Here is a 19,068-nt window from a genome sequence, read left to right on the forward strand (position 1 = left end):
CGATGAAGCGTTTCGACTCTATGCAGTTCTCCCCTCCGGCTCGTGGCAAGAGGATCTGTTTGGCGCTCACCGGCGCGTTGGTTCTGGCAAGCGGCGTGGCCTGGGGCCAACTGGGCTACCAGACCAGCGGCAACGTCATCGGCGATGACGTCATGTACTCCATCGGCGGCGGCAGCGCCGTTTCGATGGGTCGCGCAGCCGGCATGCGCTCGCTCGGCGTGGGTGTCGGCTGGAACAGCAATCTGATCTGCGGTGACATGAGCATCCAGACCACGTTGAAAAATCAGCTCAACGGCGTGACCAATGGCTTTCAGCAGATCATGTCCTCGGTGATCCAGAGTGCTACGAGTGCTGTGGCCTCCCTGCCGGCGTTGATCATCCAACGGGCTGATCCGGGCCTCTACAACCTGCTCACCAACGGCGTTCTGCAAGCGCGGCTGGATTTCGACCGCTCGAAGCTGACGTGCCGCGCCATGGCCGAAAAGATGGCCGAAACGGCCGGCGGCCAGCTCGGCTGGAGCCAGATGGCAGAGGGGTTGGCACTGCGCGATGCTGTTTCGAGCACGGATGCCGTCTCGGCCGTCGAGCAAGCCGAGACGCGCCGTGGCAACGACGGCGTGCCTTGGGTCGGGGGAAGCAATGCCGGCGGCTCCGGTCAGCCCGCGATCAAGGTGGTCGGCGACGTCACCCGCGCGGGCTACAACCTGGTCAATGGCCGCGGTGTGACCGACACATCGGCAATCGCACCGGCAAGTTGCGCGAGCCTGTCGTGCCAGACCTGGACCACGCCGCAAGCGGCCGTCGAGTGGGCGACGCGGGTGCTCGGCGAGAAGGAGCAGCGCACCTGCGACGCCTGCACCAAGACGGAGACGGTGCCCGGCGTCGGGCTGACGCCGCTGATCCAGGATGAGTACGATGCCAAGCTGCAGGCGCTCCAGGACCTGGTCTCCAAGGCGAAGAACACGACGCCCGAAAACCTGCGCGAGGCCGGCAGCGCGTCGCTGCCCATCACACGCGGAGTGATCGAGGCACTGCGCGACGAGCCGGACCAGCACCTGCTGTCGCAGCGCCTGGCGTCCGAGGTTGCGCTGGCGTCGGTGCTGGAGAAAGCGCTACTGCTGCAACGCACGCTGCTGACCGGCAAGAAAGAGCCCAACGTGGCGGCCAACCAGCTCGCCGTGGAAGCTGTGAACCACGAGAGCGACACGCTCGATCGCGAGATCCGCAACCTCAAGACCGAGCTGGAGCTGCGCCGGGAGCTGGCAAACAATTCGCCCATGGCGATCATCCAGCGCCACGGCACGCGCGCGGCGGGCTCGCGTGGGATCTACGAAGGCGATCCGGTGCCTGACCGCCTCGATCAGTTGCAGAAGGGCAATCCGGGAGGCCGGCCATGAGCCCGATGCGTGCGGCCTGGCTGCGCCCGCGCTGGCTGTTCAGCCGGCGCGCAGCAAAGGCGCTGCTGTGGACGGTGGTACTCGCGGCCGTCGCCGTGTGCGCCAACATCGTTGGCATCTACCTCGTCGGAAGCGTCGCAGGCTGGGAGCGTTGGCTGGCGGCAGCAGCGGGCTACTTCCTGGTCTGGCGGCTGTGCCTGTACGGCGCGACGGCCTACGGCTGGGTCTGGATGCGTCGCCGACTGCTGGCGCGCGAGGACGACGCGCAAGCGCGGCGCCGCCTGGTGCGCAGCGAGATCGCCGGCGTCGTTGCCATCGTGGCGCTTGAAGCCAGCCTGTTGATGCAGGGCTGAGGGGAGATCCGAGCCATGACGCTTTTCGCGACCGACTACCTGGAGTACTACCTGACCCTGGTTTCCTGGATCGTCAACAACGGCATCTGGGCGGTACTGGTATCCAGCGGGGTATTCGCACTGCCCTTCGTGGCGATCATCGTGCAGGAATGGCTCAAGGCCCGTGGGGAGGGTGCAGACGAAGGCAATAAGGGCGTGCTCTCGGCCGCACGCATTGAGAACCGGGTGTTCGTCGCCATCGTGGTCGTGATGTTCGCCGGCATCCCCTTCATCGACGTGGACCTCAACACCATTCAGTACGACAGCTCGCGCTCGGCTCAATGCCAGGTCAGCGTGCCGCAGCCCACGGATACCGGCTGGTCCCAGTCCTTCAGCACCATCAACAACCAGAGTGCCAAGGTGCCGGTCTGGTGGGCATTCATGCACGCGCTCTCGCGCGCCGTCACCAGTGCCTCGGTGGCAGCGATCCCGTGCGGAACAGACCTGCGACAGATGCGCATGGAGATCGACGCTACCCGCATCAACGACCCGGTGCTGGCTCAGGAAGTGGCCGATTTCACACACGACTGCTACGGGCCAGCACGCGCTAAATTGTTCATGGCGCGACCGGAGCTGGACGAAGCTCAAATGAACGACGTGACATGGATCGGTTCGAGGTTTTTCACGGACACCGGCGGCTACTACGACAGCTACCGCTCCAGCACGGCGCGCGAGTCATGGCCCTATGACGACACTCGCGACGCAGGGCTTGCGCAGGTGGCCAGTGGCGGCGGCTACCCGACTTGCAGGCAGTGGTGGGCCGATGGCAGCAACGGCCTGCGAGCACGGCTGCTGAGCCAGGTGGACCCCAGCCTGTTGAATCGCTTGGCGGGCTGGGCCGGGTTCCTCAGCCGTACCGAGGTGGACGATTCGGTGGTCCGTACCATCGCGTCACCGCGACAGCAGAAGCTCAACCAGGGTTCGGTCTATACCGACTACGGCGGCCAGATCGACAAGACCCTGCCGAACATCGTGACGCGGGCCACGGGGGACGTAGGAATGGCGGTCGGGGCACTTGCCGCATTCCCTGCCATGGACGTGGTGCGCCAGGCGCTGCCCATGGTGCTTGCCTTGCTCAAGATGGCGCTGGTCATCTGCATCCCGCTCGTGCTGGTCGTCGGCACCTATGACCTGAAGACGGTCGTCACCGTCAGCGTCGTGCAGTTCGCGCTGTTCTTCACCGATTTCTGGTTCCAACTCGCTCGCTGGATCGACAGCACCATCCTCGATGCGCTCTATGGGTGGGGCTTCGGCTGGAACCGGCCGCACACTAACTTCGATCCGCTGGTGGGGTTGAACAATGCCTTTGGCGACCTGCTCCTGATGTTCGTCATGGGCACGATGTTCCTGGTCTTGCCGGGTTTTTGGCTTGCGAGCCTTACTTGGGTTGGGATTCGGGCTGGACACGTCATCCAAGGGCTTTCGGATGGCAGCAAGAGTGCCGGCCAAGCAGGCGGTAAGGGCGCTGGGGCCCTTACCGGAGGTAAGCTGAAGTAGCGCGGCGCCGGTCAGTCGTCGGTGTACAACTCGTGCGACGTATCGTTGTACAGGTTGGGATCGTAGCCCGGCGTCTTGCGCAGTTCGGTGAGGTCGGTGAAAGGCCACTCGTCTTCATCCGAGGTATTGGCAGCAGCAGCCCATCCCGCCACCACGACTCCCAACAACACGAGTGCGAACCAGAAGGCGACGTAGAGCAGCGCGCCCAGCACAGCCAGCTTGACCGCCCACAGCAGCACTGTGGCACCAACCGAAGGCACCCCTTTGACCATCAACCAATTCGATACCCGCCGTTCGCCACGCGCATAGGCACGCCATACACGGCCAAATGCGCGGCCGATACGTTCTGCGGTGCTGGTACGAGTTGTGGTGTTCATGGTCGTCTCCTGCTACTGAGGGATGTCTATTCCAGGGTGCTCCACTTCATTCCGTTTCAGGCTTCAATGTGTTTTCTCGCTGCTTCAGGACGCTTCGTCATCCGGTTCCACCGGGCCCGGGTCGGGTTCCACGCCGATGCGGTAGGTGGCAACGAAACGCGGCCAATCCACATGGTCAACCAGATCGATGTCCTCGATGACGCTGACCTTCGCTCCCGCACGCTCGAACAGGGCGATGCTCTTGGCGGGATAGTTGTTGCGCGACGGATAGAGCACTCCGTCGAACAGAGGTTGGCCGTCGTCGCCGACCATCGCATGCACCTGAGCGGACACCTGCTGCGTGTGCGTGTAGTCGCGGCTGGCCAACTGCTCCAGGTTCAGGCCAAAGTAGCCCGCCATGACGCTCGGTGCCGTGAGATCGGCCAGAAGCACGTCGGCCACCACCCCTACAGCGCGCACCATCCTGCCCTGGACTTCTTTCAATGCGATCGAGCGCTTCGCGTCATCAAGCCACTGATGCTTGTGAAACACCGACTCCATCAACGCCGTGGGCAGGTCGCGCCCCAGGTAGAGCACGCCGTAGGCTCGGGCCGGGTCGTCGTAGCGATTGGTGCTGCTGCGACCATAGTACAGCGGGCTGCCCCGATAGACGACGCGGCTCACATGCTGGAGCAGTTCACCGGCATCGATCAGAAAAGAAGGCAGCTCGTGGTTCATGGCAGTCTCGCTTCAATGCACCTGAACGCCCAGCACGTTAAACACGGCCTCGGCCACGGCGTCGATCGTGCCATGCGTCACCGCATCCACCGGCGAGCGACCGCCCAAGCCTTCGAGCGGTTCGGACAGTGCGCGGTAGATCGTCCAGTGATCGATACCCTCGACCTCCTGAAGCACGGTTTGGGTCAACTGCTGCTTTACCGGGTCGAGCTGCCAGTCGGGCAGCTTCTGACCGCGCGGCCCCACGTTCAGCGCCAGCAGCCGACGCGCGAGGATGTCCTTGTAGATCTGCTGGCGCGACTTGTCCGCCAGCTTGGCGAACTCCGCGGGCGGCAGGTTGTGCGGCTGGTTGAAGGTTTCCAGTAGCACCGCACGGCCTCGCTGGACGTCGGTTTCATTCGGTGCCCAGCGCGTGTCGGCGCGCAGCGCGGCCGCCTTGCGTGCAAGGGCCTGCCCAACGGTCTCCCCCTGCAAGTTGGCGGGCAGTGTTACCGCTTCCACGCGCTCGTGGACGAACGCCTGCAACTCGGCCGCGAAAGCCGTGGCATCCCGGATTTCGACGGTATCCGCGAAGCGGCGTACATCTTCCACCGTGACGCGCGGCAGACGGTCGGCAATGAATTCAATGGCAGTGGGCATGGTCATCTCCCAAGTAGGTTTGAGACAGGTTTCACTCTAGTCGCCTTTGTCGCGTTTGTCAACTTTGACGCCTAGAAAGCAACCTACCCGGCGGAAGCAGCGCCTTCGCAGCATAGACCGAGGCCAGCGCCTGGTCGCCGTCCAATGCATTCGAGCGGGTTCCACATTGACGGTGGAGCCGCGATCCAGGCCCCGCTATACCGAAACGGTTAAAGGCCAAAGGGTCGAAATGGCAAGGGAATGGGGTGCAAGGGGAAAGGCCCTACCTCGAAAAGGCCAAAAGGCCTCCCGGTCGGCCCGTCATTAGGACACCTCACATGCTCTCCCTGTTCCAGCGAAAACGGCCCCCGGTCGCTGCCGCACCGACGCCATCACCCGTCACCGACCTCCCGAAAGGGCTGCTGCGTCCTGAGTCGGCCGCATCGCTGCTGGCCACCCCACGCCGGCAGAAGCTGCTGGAGCACATCTGGCAGCGCACGTCGCTCTCACACCGGCAATTCGTCACCCTGTACCGCACGCCCCTGGAACGCTACGCCGAACTGGTCCAAGCCTTTCCGGCCTCCGAAGCGCATCACCATGCCTATCCGGGCGGCATGCTCGACCACGGCCTGGAGATCGTGGCCTACAGCCTGAAACTGCGGCAGTCCCATCTGCTGCCCATCGGTGCCAGTCCCGAAGACCAGGCGGCGCAGTCCGAAGCCTGGACCGCCGCCGTCGCCTATGCTGCGCTGCTCCACGATATTGGCAAGATCGCCGTCGATCTACACGTCGAACTGGCCGACGGCAGTACTTGGCATCCGTGGCATGGCCCGCTGCACCAGGCGTACCGATTTCGCTACCGTGACGACCGCGAATACCGCCTGCACAGCGCCGCAACAGGCTTGCTCTATCGCCAACTGCTCGACCGCCACGTCCTGGACTGGCTCAGCGACTATCCGGCTCTCTGGGCACCGCTGCTCTATGTGCTGGCCGGTCAGTACGAACATGCCGGTGTACTGGGGGAACTCGTCGTGCAAGCAGACCGGGCGTCGGTGGCCCAGGAGCTGGGCGGCGATCCGGCGCGCGCCATGGCCGCGCCTAAGCACGCACTGCAACGCAAGCTGCTGGACGGGTTGCGCTACCTGCTCAAGGAACAGTTGAAGCTGAACCAGCCGGAAGCCTCCGATGGCTGGCTCACCGAGGATGGTTTGTGGCTGGTGAGCAAGACGGTCTCGGACAAACTGCGCGCACACCTCCTGTCTCAGGGGATCGATGGCATTCCTGCGAACAACACCGCCGTGTTCAACGTGCTGCAGGACCACGGCATGCTCCAGCCCACCTCGGACGGCAAAGCGGTCTGGCGCGCGACCGTCACCAGCACGACCGGCTGGTCCCATTCGTTCACCCTGTTGCGTCTCGCTCCCGCGCTGATCTGGGAGTCTGGCGAGCGACCAGCACCTTTCGCAGGCACGGTAGAGATCGACGCGACGCCCGCAGAAAACGACGCCAGCATGTCGGCTCCCGTGCCAACCGTCTCGGTGAACCCAGCGCAGGGAGGTCAAGAGCCTCCAATTTGGGAGGACGACAGCACCACCATCGTTTCACCGCCCGCGGCCCAGCCCGTGCCCGACGTCATGGAGGACTTGCTCGCGATGGTGGGCTTAGGTGAGTCGGCCGGCGTTGGACAGGATGCCGAAGAGTTCCTCCACCCTCCCGCGCCAGCAACAGCCGCGACGTCCATTCCATCACCTGTACCCGCGCCTACGCCTGGGTCATCGGCAACGAAGCCATCCACGGAACAGTTCATGGTTTGGCTGAAGCAGGGAATCACCTCACGACGGCTCATCATCAACGACGCGAAGGCGCTCGTGCATACGGTGAATGACACGGCCTACCTGGTCAGCCCGGGTGTGTTCCAACGCTATGCGCAGGAGCATCCCGAAGTGGCCGCGCTCGCCAAGCAGGAGAATCAACAGGATTGGCAGTGGGTGCAGAAGCGCTTCGAGAAGCTGCAGCTACATCGCAAGCACCCCAATGGCCTGAACATTTGGACCTGTGAAGTCACGGGCCCGAGGAAGTCCCGCCGACTGCATGGCTACCTCCTTGAAGATGGGTCCTTGGCATTCCCCGAAATACCGCCCAACAATCCCTATCTTGCTCTGACTCAGGAAGGATGACGCGATTCGGGCATTGATCGCCACCGTCGTTTGGCGACGATCAATACCCCGCGAAAGCTGGCAACATTTGGCGAACTGAGCTACTCGGCCCGCGCCAACTCCTGCGCAAGGAACGGAGCGGTTCGGCTGCCAGACGTTCGGGCCACCTGCTGAGGGGAGCCCGCCACCACGATGCTGCCGCCGGCAGCGCCTGCACCAGGCCCCACGTCGATCACCCAATCGGCCTGAGCCACCGCGCGCATATCGTGCTCGATCATCACCACGGTGTTGCCGGCATCGACCAGGCGCTGCAACTGCACCAGCAGCCGGTCGGCATCGGACGCATGCAGCCCGGTGGTTGGCTCGTCGAGCACGTACAGGCTTCGGCCGCGCTGGCTGCGCTGAAGCTCGGTCGCCAGCTTGATGCGCTGCGCCTCGCCACCGGAAAGTTCCGTGGCCGGTTGCCCCAGGCGCAGATAGCCCAATCCGATATCGCGCAGCAATTGCAGGGGCCGGGCCACGGCGTCTTCACCCGCAAAGAATTCGCTGGCTTCGTCCACGGTCATCTGCAGCACCTCGGCGATGTTGCGCCCGTTCCATTGCACCTTCAGCGTGGCCTCGTTGTAGCGTGCGCCATGGCACGTCGGACACGGGGCGTACACGCTGGGCATGAACAGCAACTCCACACTGACGAAGCCCTCGCCCTCGCAGGTCTCGCAACGCCCCTTAGCCACGTTGAACGAGAAGCGCCCGGCGTCATAGCGGCGGCGTCGCGCATCGGGCGTGGCGGCGAACAGCTTGCGCACGTGGTCGAACAGGCCGGTGTAGGTGGCCAGGTTGGACCGGGGCGTGCGCCCGATCGGCTTCTGGTCCACCTGCACCAGGCGCTGTATGGCGTCCACGTCGCCCGCCAGATGACCGCCAGTCGCTTCGATCACTGCCGGCCCTTCGCTGGTGGCGCTTTCGGCCGCGTCGTCCTCGGGCTCGTGGCCCAGGTGCAGTAGCACCAGCTCCGGCAGCGCCTGCGCGACGAGGCTGGACTTGCCCGAGCCGGAGATGCCGGTGACGGCCGTCAGCACGCCCAGCGGAATGCGTGCGTCCACGCCATGCAGGTTGTGACGATGGATGCCCTGCAGCTCCAGCCAGCCGGTCGCTTCGCGTGCCCGGCTTCCCGGCGCGGCGATTTCGTCGAACAGATAGCGGGCGGTGCGCGATTCGGCAATCTTGCGCAGGCCGTCCGGCTCGCCGCTGTAGAGCACGCGGCCGCCACGCTCCCCGGCATCCGGCCCCACATCCACCAGCCATTGCGCGCGGCGCATCAGGTCCAGGTCGTGCTCGACCACGAACACCGAGTTGCCCGCGTCACGCAGCCGGTCGAGCGCGTCGTACAGCGCCTGGCTGTCGGAGGGGTGCAACCCCGCCGAGGGCTCGTCGAGCACGTACACAACACCGAACAGCAGGGAACTCAATTGCGTGGCCAGCCGCAGGCGCTGCAACTCGCCGGCCGAAAGCGTCGGCGTGGCCCGGTCCAGCGTCAGGTAACCCAGGCCCAGCCCACGCAGTTGACGCAGGCGCGCCATCACACCGCCGGCCAGGCGCTGCGCGGCGAGGCGCTTTTCTTCCGACAGCGCGGAGGTGCGGCGCACGTCGGGCGATACCGCATGGACGGCACGGCCGGAGGCCGCGCGTTCGGCACGGTCGCGTCGGGTCGCTTCCTTGTCCGTAGCCGCCCCCGCTGCATGGGCGCGGAAATCGCCCTGGGCAATGGGTTCGAGCAAGGCCGCCAACTGGTCCAGCGGCATCTGCATGAACGCGCCGATGTCCACGCCGGCGAAGGTGACCGACAGCGCCTCGGGCTTGAGCCGCTTGCCGTGGCAGGTGGGGCACGGCTTGCCCTCCATGAACCGGGACACGCGCTTTCTCATCAGTGCGCTTTGGGTATTGGCAAAGGTGTGCAGCACATACCGCCGGGCGCCGGTGAAGGTGCCCATGTAGCTCGGCTCCATCTTGCGCTTGAGCGCCGTGCGGGTCTCGGCGGGCGTGAAGCCGGCGTACACCGGCACTGTCGGTGTTTCCTCGGTGAACAGAATCCAGTCGCGGTCCTTCTTCGGCAGGTCCTTCCACGGTCGGTCAACGTCGTAGCCCATGCTGACCAGGATGTCGCGCAGGTTCTGGCCTTGCCAGGCGGGGGGCCAGGAGGCGATCGCCCGCTCGCGGATGCTCAGGGAGGGATCGGGCACCATGATGGCCTCGGTCACCTCGTACACATGGCCCAGGCCGTGGCAGGTCGGGCACGCTCCCTGCGGCGTGTTGGGCGAAAAATCCTCGGCGTACAGCATCGGCTGGTTGGCTGGGTAGGCGCCGGCGCGCGAATACATCATCCGCACCAGGCTGGACAGGGTGGTCACACTGCCCACGGAGGAACGCGCGTTGCTGGAGCCCCGCTGCTGTTGCAACGCCACCGCCGGCGGCAGGCCGTCGATCGCATCGACGTCCGGCACGCCGGCCTGGTCGATCAGGCGCCGCGCATAGGGGGCCACCGACTCGAAGTAGCGCCGCTGCGCCTCGGCGTAGATGGTGCCGAAGGCCAGCGAGGACTTGCCGGAGCCGGAAACGCCGGAGAACACCACCAGCGCGTTACGCGGGATGGAAACGTCCACCTCTTTGAGGTTGTTCTCGCGCGCGCCGCGCACTTCCACCATGCCGCTGGCCGCAGCGGTACAAGAGGATTCACCGAAAGAATTGTTTGGCATGTTCTTATCCTGTAGTTCGTCCCGCTCAGGACGGGACTTCCTGAGTTCGGGGGCCGCGGCGACTGGCTTCGAGCGCCGCGGTGACAGTGCGGGCGTCGTAGCTGCCGCGCAGACGACGACCCTCGACGAAGAACGTCGGCGTGGCGTGCGCACCGCTGGCGACGGCACTGGCGAGGTCGCGCTCGACACGCTCGATCACCGCGGTGCTGTCGAGATCCGCGATGAACCGTTCGACGTCGAGCCCAAGCTCGGCGGCGTAGCCGATCAGATGCTCGCGCTCCAGCGCATGCTGACGGGTGAACACGAAGTCCAGCCACGGCCAGAACATCCCCTGGTTCGCCGCTGCCTCGGACGCCCGCGCGGCAATCGGCCCGTGCGGGTGGTGCGGCAGATGGCGCACCACATACCGCAGGTCGTCCCCGAAGTGGGCGCGCAGATCGTCCCACGAACCGGTGGCGTGCGCACAGTACGCGCACTCGAAGTCCACGTACTCGACGAGTGTGAGCTGGGCGTCCTCCGGCCCGCGGATGTGATCGATCTCCGGATCGACCGGTGGCTCAAGCACCATCGGCAGGTCAGCGGTCTTCTCACCCCACCGCTGGGCGGCGACCTTGAAGATCAGCCACCCGAGCAACGTGGCGAACACCATCGACACGAGCACGCCGACCGTCGCCTGGCGGCCCAAGTCGGAGGTCGTGCCGAACGCGAGCCCGATGATCAGCAGCGACACGGTGAACCCGATCCCGGACAGTGCCGCACCACCGAACACGCTGCCCACCCCGACGCCCTCGGGCAGCCGGCCCAGGCCGAGACGGACGGCGATGAGAGTGATGAGCCCGATGCCCAGGAGCTTGCCGAGCACGAGCCCTGCGATGACGCCCCACGTGACTGGCGAGCCGAAGGCCTCGGCGAGCAGCCCGCCACGCACGTCCACTCCGGCGTTCGCCAAGGCGAACACCGGCACGATCAGCAGCGCCGTCGGCAGCCGCAGGAACTCGTGCAATCGCTCGTTCACCGAGATACCCCGGGACAGCCCGCAGTCCACCGCGCGGGCCGATGCGGCACTCGGAGACTGCCAGAAGTCGCGGAACAGTTGTTTTGCCGCGACGACCTTGTGACGTTGCGTCGCGTAGGCGGGGATCAGCAGCCCCGCGGCCATCCCGGCGAGAGAGGCATGGATGCCGGAGTACACGGTTGCGAGCCACAGCACGATCACGATCAGCACATACGGCATTGCCCGCCACTGGCGGGTGCGCCCTAGCCGCCACAACGCAACGAGACTGGCGAGGGCGATCAACAACGGGACGATCCGAATCTCATCGCTATAGACGATGCCGATGATGGACACGGCGAGGAAGTCATCGACCACGGTCAGGGTGAGCAGGAACACGCGCAACTGACCGGATAGCCGCGGGCCGACGATCGCCAGGGTGCCCAGCATGAATGCCGTATCGGTGCCGACCACCGCCCCCCACCCGTGCAGGCCCTCACTTCCGGCCAGCCCCACGATCAGGACATACACCAGCGCGGGAAGCACGACACCCGCGACCCCCGCGATCAGAGCGAGACGGGCACGGCTGCGATCCCGGAGCGATCCGTGGGCGAACTCCTGACGCACCTCCAGGCCGATCAGGAAGAAGAAGACCACCATCAGGCCGTCGTTGACCCAGTGATGCAGGTCCATGTGCAGGCCCAGCGGCCCGAAGTCAAACCCGACGTCCAGGTGCCACAACTCGAAATAGGCATCGGATAGCGGCGAGTTCGCCCACGCCAGCGCCACGACCGTGACGATCACCAGCAGCACCGCAGCACCAGACTCCGTGCGCAGATAGCGGGCAACGCGTCCCCGGCTGATCTTCGCCGAGGATGCACCGAAAGAAGTGGCTGACATGTTCTTATCCTGTTCCTGTAGTTCGTGAAGTCGCGATGAGCCGGTTTCGGAGACGACCAGTCAGGCGTCCGCCTCTGGCAGCGTCCCATCATCCAGCGAGCGCAGCCAAGTAAGCCTTTCTCCCAGCCTGCGCTCAACACCTCTGTCCGTTGGCTGATACCAGCCCGGCCGCGCCACGCCCTCGGGAAAGTAGCTTTGCCCAGCGGCATAGCCGTTGGGCTCGTCATGGGCGTAGCGGTAGCCTTCGTGATACCCCATCTGCTGCATCAGCTTCGTCGGCGCATTGCGAAGATGGAGAGGCACAGGCAGGGAGCCGTTGTTCTTGACGAAGGCCTTCGCCTTGTTCCAGGCGGCATAGGCAGCGTTCGACTTGGGGGCGGCAGCAAGGTAGGTCGCCGCGTGGGCAATCGGTATTTCGCCTTCGGGGGAACCCAGCCTCTCATAAGCCAGCGCGGCATTGAGCGCCAGTTGCAGCGCCTGCGGGTCGGCATTGCCGATGTCTTCGCTGGCCACCACGATCATGCGGCGCGTCACCTGGCTGACGTCGCCGCTGCCGTCGAGGATGCGGGCCAGCCAGTACAGGGCCGCGTCGGGGTCGGAGCCCCGCAGCGACTTGTGGAAGGCGGAGAGCTGCCAGTAGAACTCGTCGCCGCCCTTGTCGAACCTGCGCAGTGATGGGCTGGTGGACAGTTTGGCAAACTCGCCATCGACCACGGCCTTGCCCGCGCCCGACGCAGCATTCGTCACCTGCTCAAGCAGATTGAGGAAGCGCCTGCCATCGCCATCGGCAAAGCCCTTGAGCAGATCCAGCGCGTCCGCGTCCAACGTGACGCCCTGGAGATGCGGCAGTGCGCGTTCGTAGAGCTGGTTCAGTTCGTCGCCGGACAGCGGTTCGAGGGTATAGACCTGCGCGCGCGAGAGCAGCGCGGAATTGACCGCCAGCCCCGGATGCTCGGTCGTCCCCCCCACCAGGGTCAGGAGCCCCGACTCGACATGGGGCAGTAGGGCATCCTGCTGCGCCTTGTTGAAGCGATGGATCTCATCGACGAAAAGCACCGTCGATCGACCATGGTTGTCCAGTTCTGCCTGGGCCTCGTCGATGGCTTGCCGGATGTCCTTCACCCCGGCAAGCACGGCCGAGATGGCGATGAATCGGCTGTCGGTCGCACTGGCGGCCAGGCGCCCCAGGGTGGTCTTGCCCACGCCTGGCGGCCCCCAGAGGATGAACGAGTGCAACTTGCCCGCCTCGAACGCGAGACGAAGCGGCTTGCCGGGGCCGAGCAAGTGCCGTTGCCCGACGAATTCATCCAGCGTCTTGGGCCGCAGGAGTTCGGCCAAGGGAGGCTTGGGCTTTGTCGTGAATAGATCGGTCAAGTTCCTCTCCCTGGCATTTCTGATAGTTGACGTTCCGATAACGTTGGCACCTCAATCCAGGGAGCCGGATTTGTCCAACGCCGCGGGCTCTTTGTCGCTAATCGCATGCATGATGATGCGAGAGCCGCGGTAGCCGATGCTGTGGTTCCATACCCAGCTCAAAGCGACGCTGAGACGATTTCGCGTACCGATCAGAAAGTAGATGTGCGCCAGCTTCCAGATCCACCACGCAAAGGCACCACGCAGCTTCACCCGCCCCATGTCAATCACCGCCAGGCTGCGGCCGATGGTGGCCAGGTTCCCCTGATGCCGGTATTTGAAAGGTCCGTCAGCGGGCTTGCCCTTCAAACGCCGTCCAATGAGGTTGGCGACGTACTTCCCTTGCTGTTTGGCGGCCGGGGCGATGCCCGGCACGGGCTTCCCATCGGCCATGGTGCACGAGGCTGTATCGCCGATGGCGAAGACCTCCGGCCGACCGGCCACCGTCAGGTCAGGGCCAACGACCACCCGACCCGCACGATCAGACGCAGCGCCCAGCCAGCGAGCCGCGGGAGACGCCTGGACTCCGGCGGCCCAGACGATGGTCTTGGCCGAAAGGGGCTTGCCACCGTACACCACGCCATCGGCCGAGCATTCGGTGACCGGCGTACCCAGCACGACCTCGACGCCGAGCTTTTCGAGCGCCTGGCGCGTATAGGCCGAAAGATCCTCTGGAAAGACGGACAACAGACGCGGGCCAGCCTCGATCAGTACAACCCGCGACGTGCTCGGGTCGATCGAGCGAAAGTCACGCGCCAGCGTGTCTCGTGCAAGCTCGGCGATGGTTCCGGCCAATTCAACCCCGGTGGGACCACCACCGATGATGACGAACGTCTGCAGCGCGGCACGCTGCTGAGGATCGCTCGTGCGCTCAGCCTCCTCGAAAGCCGCGAGGATTCGGCCCCGAATGGTCGTGGCATCTTCCAGCGTCTTCAACCCCGGCGCGAAAGCCCCCCATTCGTCGTGTCCGAAGTAGGCATGGGTAGCGCCTGTCGCGAGCACGAGCGTGTCGTAGGTTTGCCGCAATCCATTGTTGAGAATGACCTGACGCGCGTCCTGGTCGATACCTTCCACTTCCGCCATCAAGGTGTTCACTTCCGGGCGATTTCGGAAGAGATAGCGAATAGGCCAGGCGATCTCGGATGTCGAAAGTGACGCCCCTGCAACCTGGTAAAGCAAGGGTTGGAACAGGTGATGATTGCGCCGATCGATGATCGTCACATCGACCTCGGCACCAGCAAGCTGGTTGGCAACCTCGATCCCGCCGAAGCCCGCTCCGATAATGACGACGTGATGTCGGTTTTTGGAGGTCTTTGTCATGACCTGATCTCCTCTCTCTCAGCGTTTCAGCGCCGATGCGTGGTGTGCCATATGCTCGCCAATGAAACTGGCAATGAAGTAGTAGCTGTGGTCGTAGCCTGGGCGCAGATTCAACGTGAGCGGGTGCCCCGTCTCGTCGCAGGCCTTGCGCAGCAGGTCGGGCTGAAGCTGGCTCTCCAGGAACTCGTCGCCCAAGCCCTGGTCCACCAGCAACGGCAAACGCTCCTGCACGGTGCGAATCAGCTCCACGGTGTCGTACTGTTTCCACACCTCCCGATCGCTGCCCAGGTACGCCTCGAAGGCCTTGTGCCCCCAGGGAACCTGGGTGGGGGCGACGATGGGCGAGAAGGCCGAGACGCTTCGATAACGGCCCGGGTTGCGCAGGGCGATGACCAGAGCACCGTGTCCTCCCATGGAATGGCCGCTGATGCTCCGCTCCGCTGTCACGGGAAAGTGGGCCTCGATCAGCGCCGGCAGTTCCTGCACGACGTAGTCGTACATCCGATGATTCGCAGCCCAGGGTTCCTGTGTGGCATTGACGTAGAACCCCGCGCCCTGTCCGAGGTCATAGGCAGGATCGTCGGCAACGCCTTCGCCGCGAGCGCTGCTATCGGGCGCGACGACGGCAATGCCATGTTCGGCCGCGTAGCGCTGGACGGCGGACTTGGTGATGAAGTTCTGCTCGGTGCAGGTCAGGCCCGAAAGCCAGTACAGCACCGGCACTTTGCCGTGCTGCGCCTGCGGAGGCAGATAGACGCCGACCTTCATCGTGCAACCGAGCGTCGTCGATTCATGCTGATAAACGTCCTGCCAACCATCAAAGCTGGCGTGATGTTCGATGCGTTCCATGTAGTTCTCCTATGTTCAAAGGAACGGCGCAGCTCTCGCGCGCCAAGACGGCAGCTCGTCAGGAAGATTTCTCTTCCGCCACCGTGTCGCCGTGGGCATGCCTGATCCTGCGCACGATCCACCAGATCGTCAGCATCACCGCAGGCACCAGAACCGCCATCACCGGCGCCACGCTGTCGTGAACCATCGGAATGCCCTTGAGCAAGTAGCCGAGAAGACTCACGACGTAATAAGAAATTGCCGCGACCGACAGGCCTTCGACGGTCTGCTGAAGGCGCAATTGCATCTTGGCCCGGTTGTTCATCGACGCCAGCAGATCGCGGTTCTGGCGTTCAAGCTCAACGTCGATCCAGGAACGCAGCAACGCGATGGCCCGGGTCAGCTTGTCTGAGAGCTTGGCCTGGCGCTCCTTTACGGATTGGCATGTCCGCATGGCTGGAGCGATGCGGCGCTGCAGGAAATCCGCCCAGGTGCAGTACCCGGATACGGCCTCTTCCGAAAGCGCTGCCAGCCTTTCCTCGACGATCTCGTAGTAGGCACGGCTGGCACCGAAGCGATAGAGATTCGCCGCAACTCCAGCTTCCAGCTCGGCAGCCAGGCCGGTCAATTCGGACAGCAGCACGTCGCTGTCGCGCCGTTCCACCAAGCTCGTACACATCTCGTCGGTGATCGCCGCAAGGCGCGACTCCATGCGTCGCAGCTCCGACGTCATCGATCGTGTCAACGGCAGGGACAGCAACGCCAAGGTACGGTAGGTCTCGATCTCCAGCAGACGTTGAGCCAGCGCACCCGCCCGCGCCGGGGTCAAATCGCGGGCCAGGACGAGGATCTGCGTCAGGCCATCCTCATCCTGTCGGAAGTCGGTCAGAATGGCGGCAGAGCCGTTCTCCACCAGCGAGTAGCACAGGCTGGCAGGATCGAAGCGATCGGCCTCCTTCTCCGTTTCCGGCGTCCACGGAAGAAGTCTCAAACGGATGCCGGATACGACCGGGCCGGGAGGCACAAATCCATGCCTGAACGGGTTTTCGCCGCACGGCTCTCCCGTCTCGGAATCCAGCGAAGCGCACCAGAGATACGTCGAGAACTCGGTGTGCTTTTCACAGTGCAGGTCTCCTTCGTCCCATGTCACGCCGTGAAGCGGCGTAGCATGGTCGGGTTCGGCAACGCCGAAGCGATGAGACAACTCGCTCATCGCCATCTGATCCTTGGCCTGGTCGCCTTCGGTCATGAAAGCGAGCTGCAATATGCCGCGCGGGGCCTGAATCAACAGATGCGGGCGCGCATGCACTTCACCCACGGCGGCAGCACGATCGGTGTAGGCCGGCATGCCGTACACGGTGGCGGTCGGGGTGGGTTGTACGGTCGTCGTATTTATGTTGGCCGGCTCTTTCATAACGACCTCATTTCTTCTTGGTTGAAAAACACGCTTCAAAGCAAATGCCCGCAGCCATGCGTTTCGCACATGGCTGCGGGCCGATCTTCATGAGCAGACACCGCTCTACACGGTCCGTCTAATAGGCTCGCCGTGTAGAGGCTTGTGCTGGCCCTTTCAGAACGCCCTCAGCTTCCTAGCTTTCAGACGAAGGTGTACGAGCAGACCTTGTTGCCCGCCGGATCACGCAGGTAGGCCGCATAGGCACCCGGCAGGTGGCCACGCGGGCCAGGCTGGCCCTCGTCGGTGCCGCCTGCGGCAAGGCCGGCGGCGTGGAAGGCATCCACTTCGGCGGGAGTGGCGGCCGCAAAGCCGACCGTCACGCCGTTGCTCGAAGGCGCTTCACCATTGCCCGGACGGGCGATGATGAAAGCCGGCTTTTCGCGACCGAAAAGCACCCATCCGTTGCCGAAAGGACCGAGGTTCTTGATGCCGAGAGCACCCAGGGCGGCGTCGTAGAACGCGGCCGACTTCTGGACGTCGGCGGCGCCGATGAAGACGTGCGAGAAGATGCCGTCGCCGGAAATGACAGGAGTGGACATGGTTAGTTTCCTTGATGGTTGGTGTTGAATGGATAGTGGGTGATCAGTAGTGGATCACCGTGCGAATCGACTTGCCTTCATGCATCAGGTCGAAGGCGTGGTTGATCTCGTCGAGACCCATGGTGTGGGTGACGAACGGGGCGAGATCGATCTCGCCTTTCATTGCGTCTTCCACCATGCCCGGAAGTTGGGTACGCCCCTTGACCCCGCCGAAAGCAGAGCCCTTCCAAGTCCGGCCGGTGACCAACTGGAACGGACGGGTCGAGATTTCCTTGCCGGCACCGGCGACACCGATGACGATCGACTGGCCCCAGCCACGATGGGCAGCTTCCAGAGCCGAACGCATCACGTTGACGTTGCCGATGCACTCGAAGGTGTGATCGACACCCCAGCCGGTCATCTCGATGAGAACCTCGTGAATCGGCTTGTCGAAGTCCTTCGGATTGAGGCATTCGGTCGCGCCGAAGGTACGAGCCAGCTCGAACTTCGCCGGATTGGTATCGATGGCGATGATGCGGCCCGCTTTGGCCTGGCGTGCACCCTGAATCGCGGCGAGACCGATGCCGCCGAGGCCGAAGATGGCCACCGAGTCGCCCGGCTGCACTTTGGCCGTGTTGTGCACGGCGCCGATGCCGGTGGTCACGCCGCAGCCCAGCAGGCAGACGTGCTCGGGATTGGCGTCCGGGTTGATCTTGGCCAGCGAGACTTCGGCGACGACCGTGTATTCGCTGAAGGTCGAGCAGCCCATGTAGTGGTAAAGCGGCTGACCGTTGTACGAGAAGCGAGTCGTACCATCGGGCATCAGCCCCTTACCCTGGGTTGCACGAACCGCGACACACAGGTTGGTCTTGCCGGACTTGCAGAACAGGCACTCGCCGCACTCGGCGGTATAGAGGGGAATGACGTGATCGCCAGGCTTCACGCTGGTCACACCTTCACCCACCTCCACGACGATACCCGCACCTTCATGACCCAGCACGACCGGGAAGAGACCTTCGGGGTCGTCGCCCGACAGGGTGAAGGCGTCGGTATGGCAAACGCCGGTGTTCGTGATCTTGATGAGCACCTCGCCCTTGCGCGGCGGCTCGACGTCGATCTCGACGATTTCCAGCGGCTTTCCTGGCCCGAAGGCAACTGCTGCACGTGATTTCATGATGTCGCTTCCTTTACTAGCTAACTAAATTTGCCCTCACCGAGGGCACCCTGGTGCCTCTACCGCAGATAGGAGCGGACGATAGAGATGGTCTCGTCAATGGACTTGTTCTGCGAATCGCTCCTGATTTCGCTACTGGGAAACTCTTCCCGCAGATAGCTCTCCAGAACCGTTGCCATCAATCCGTTGACTGCCCCACGAACGGCCGCAAGCTGCTGAAGAATTGCAGGACATTCCGCACCTGCATCAAGCGCTTGCTCAAGAGTCGCTACCTGACCTTTGATGCGCCTGATGCGCGTCAGTGCTTGCTTCTTTTCTTCCGGGCTGTGTGGCATCGAACACCTCTCTACTTGGGTACACCGCCGCATTATACAATACTCCCCCATAGTATATGCGGCCGAACTTCGCCACAAAATCTGTGCTCTTCGAGCACGCTTACAGGCTAGTACAGATTTGTTCCCAAGAAGCGCAAAACATTCAAATTAATGAATATTTCTTGCATGTATCGACAGCATCGGGGCAAGTTCAAAACTGGTCAAACTGGAAAAATCTATGCGCAGA

Annotated in this window: 16 protein-coding genes; 4 read left to right on the top strand and 12 right to left on the bottom strand. The window is 63.8% G+C overall.

What is annotated here, in order from left to right; genetic code table 11:
* The first annotated feature begins 2 nt into the window (after positions 1 to 2).
* Genes ACYVI2_RS13130 through ACYVI2_RS13140 form a run of 3 tightly spaced genes read left to right on the top strand, consistent with a single transcriptional unit; the run spans position 3 to position 3,286 of the window.
* On the top strand, positions 3 to 1,397 hold the full coding sequence (locus ACYVI2_RS13130; RefSeq protein WP_009459646.1) for an integrating conjugative element protein: 1,395 nt from the start codon (positions 3 to 5) through the stop codon (positions 1,395 to 1,397).
* Complete coding sequence (locus ACYVI2_RS13135) at positions 1,394 to 1,750, top strand: hypothetical protein (protein ID WP_009459645.1); 357 nt, start codon at positions 1,394 to 1,396, stop codon at positions 1,748 to 1,750. Before ACYVI2_RS13130 ends, ACYVI2_RS13135 begins: the two co-directional genes overlap by 4 nt.
* A gap of 15 nt (positions 1,751 to 1,765) precedes the next feature.
* Positions 1,766 to 3,286, top strand: a complete 1,521-nt coding sequence (locus tag ACYVI2_RS13140) for a conjugal transfer protein TraG N-terminal domain-containing protein (protein WP_019726345.1) — start codon at positions 1,766 to 1,768, stop codon at positions 3,284 to 3,286.
* An 11-nt stretch (positions 3,287 to 3,297) separates the two neighbouring features.
* On the opposite strand, the gene ACYVI2_RS13145 is transcribed toward ACYVI2_RS13140, so the two are convergent.
* The 3 genes from ACYVI2_RS13145 to ACYVI2_RS13155 all read right to left on the bottom strand — a co-directional run bounded on the left by ACYVI2_RS13145 (position 3,298) and on the right by ACYVI2_RS13155 (position 5,019).
* The gene (locus tag ACYVI2_RS13145) at positions 3,298 to 3,663 is read right to left on the bottom strand and encodes a DUF3742 family protein (RefSeq protein ID WP_009459638.1); all 366 of its coding nucleotides are present in this window, start codon (positions 3,661 to 3,663) and stop codon (positions 3,298 to 3,300) included.
* An 84-nt stretch (positions 3,664 to 3,747) separates the two neighbouring features.
* Complete coding sequence (locus ACYVI2_RS13150; protein WP_009459636.1) at positions 3,748 to 4,380, bottom strand: RES family NAD+ phosphorylase; 633 nt, start codon at positions 4,378 to 4,380, stop codon at positions 3,748 to 3,750.
* Between the two features lie 12 nt (positions 4,381 to 4,392).
* The gene (locus tag ACYVI2_RS13155; protein ID WP_009459635.1) at positions 4,393 to 5,019 is read right to left on the bottom strand and encodes a hypothetical protein; all 627 of its coding nucleotides are present in this window, start codon (positions 5,017 to 5,019) and stop codon (positions 4,393 to 4,395) included.
* Positions 5,020 to 5,336: 317 nt separating this feature from the next.
* Here ACYVI2_RS13155 and mobH point away from each other — a divergent pair, with 317 nt between their 5' ends.
* The gene (mobH, locus tag ACYVI2_RS13160; protein WP_019726349.1) at positions 5,337 to 7,175 is read left to right on the top strand and encodes a MobH family relaxase; all 1,839 of its coding nucleotides are present in this window, start codon (positions 5,337 to 5,339) and stop codon (positions 7,173 to 7,175) included.
* An 80-nt stretch (positions 7,176 to 7,255) separates the two neighbouring features.
* On the opposite strand, the gene ACYVI2_RS13165 is transcribed toward mobH, so the two are convergent.
* From ACYVI2_RS13165 to frmR, 9 genes are all read right to left on the bottom strand, one after another.
* A complete protein-coding gene (locus tag ACYVI2_RS13165; protein ID WP_019726350.1) occupies positions 7,256 to 9,907 on the bottom strand; it encodes an excinuclease ABC subunit UvrA in 2,652 nt (883 codons plus the stop codon).
* Between the two features lie 25 nt (positions 9,908 to 9,932).
* On the bottom strand, positions 9,933 to 11,798 hold the full coding sequence (nhaA, locus tag ACYVI2_RS13170) for a Na+/H+ antiporter NhaA (RefSeq protein WP_019726351.1): 1,866 nt from the start codon (positions 11,796 to 11,798) through the stop codon (positions 9,933 to 9,935).
* A 60-nt stretch (positions 11,799 to 11,858) separates the two neighbouring features.
* The gene (locus ACYVI2_RS13175) at positions 11,859 to 13,172 is read right to left on the bottom strand and encodes a replication-associated recombination protein A (protein ID WP_009459628.1); all 1,314 of its coding nucleotides are present in this window, start codon (positions 13,170 to 13,172) and stop codon (positions 11,859 to 11,861) included.
* A gap of 51 nt (positions 13,173 to 13,223) precedes the next feature.
* A complete protein-coding gene (locus ACYVI2_RS13180; RefSeq protein WP_019726352.1) occupies positions 13,224 to 14,531 on the bottom strand; it encodes an NAD(P)/FAD-dependent oxidoreductase in 1,308 nt (435 codons plus the stop codon).
* 18 nt (positions 14,532 to 14,549) lie between these two features.
* Entirely contained in the window at positions 14,550 to 15,380 is an 831-nt protein-coding gene (gene fghA / locus ACYVI2_RS13185) for an S-formylglutathione hydrolase (protein WP_007182551.1), read from the bottom strand.
* 58 nt (positions 15,381 to 15,438) lie between these two features.
* Positions 15,439 to 16,773, bottom strand: coding sequence for a DUF3422 family protein (locus ACYVI2_RS13190; RefSeq protein WP_019726353.1), 1,335 nt, complete (start codon positions 16,771 to 16,773; stop codon positions 15,439 to 15,441).
* Between the two features lie 182 nt (positions 16,774 to 16,955).
* Positions 16,956 to 17,354, bottom strand: a complete 399-nt coding sequence (locus ACYVI2_RS13195; protein ID WP_009459624.1) for a VOC family protein — start codon at positions 17,352 to 17,354, stop codon at positions 16,956 to 16,958.
* Between the two features lie 43 nt (positions 17,355 to 17,397).
* Complete coding sequence (locus tag ACYVI2_RS13200) at positions 17,398 to 18,507, bottom strand: S-(hydroxymethyl)glutathione dehydrogenase/class III alcohol dehydrogenase (RefSeq protein WP_011871467.1); 1,110 nt, start codon at positions 18,505 to 18,507, stop codon at positions 17,398 to 17,400.
* 59 nt (positions 18,508 to 18,566) lie between these two features.
* Positions 18,567 to 18,842, bottom strand: coding sequence for a formaldehyde-responsive transcriptional repressor FrmR (frmR, locus tag ACYVI2_RS13205; protein WP_007182548.1), 276 nt, complete (start codon positions 18,840 to 18,842; stop codon positions 18,567 to 18,569).
* Positions 18,843 to 19,068: the final 226 nt, after the last annotated feature.

The sequence above is a fragment of the Bordetella tumbae genome, from assembly GCF_054780995.1.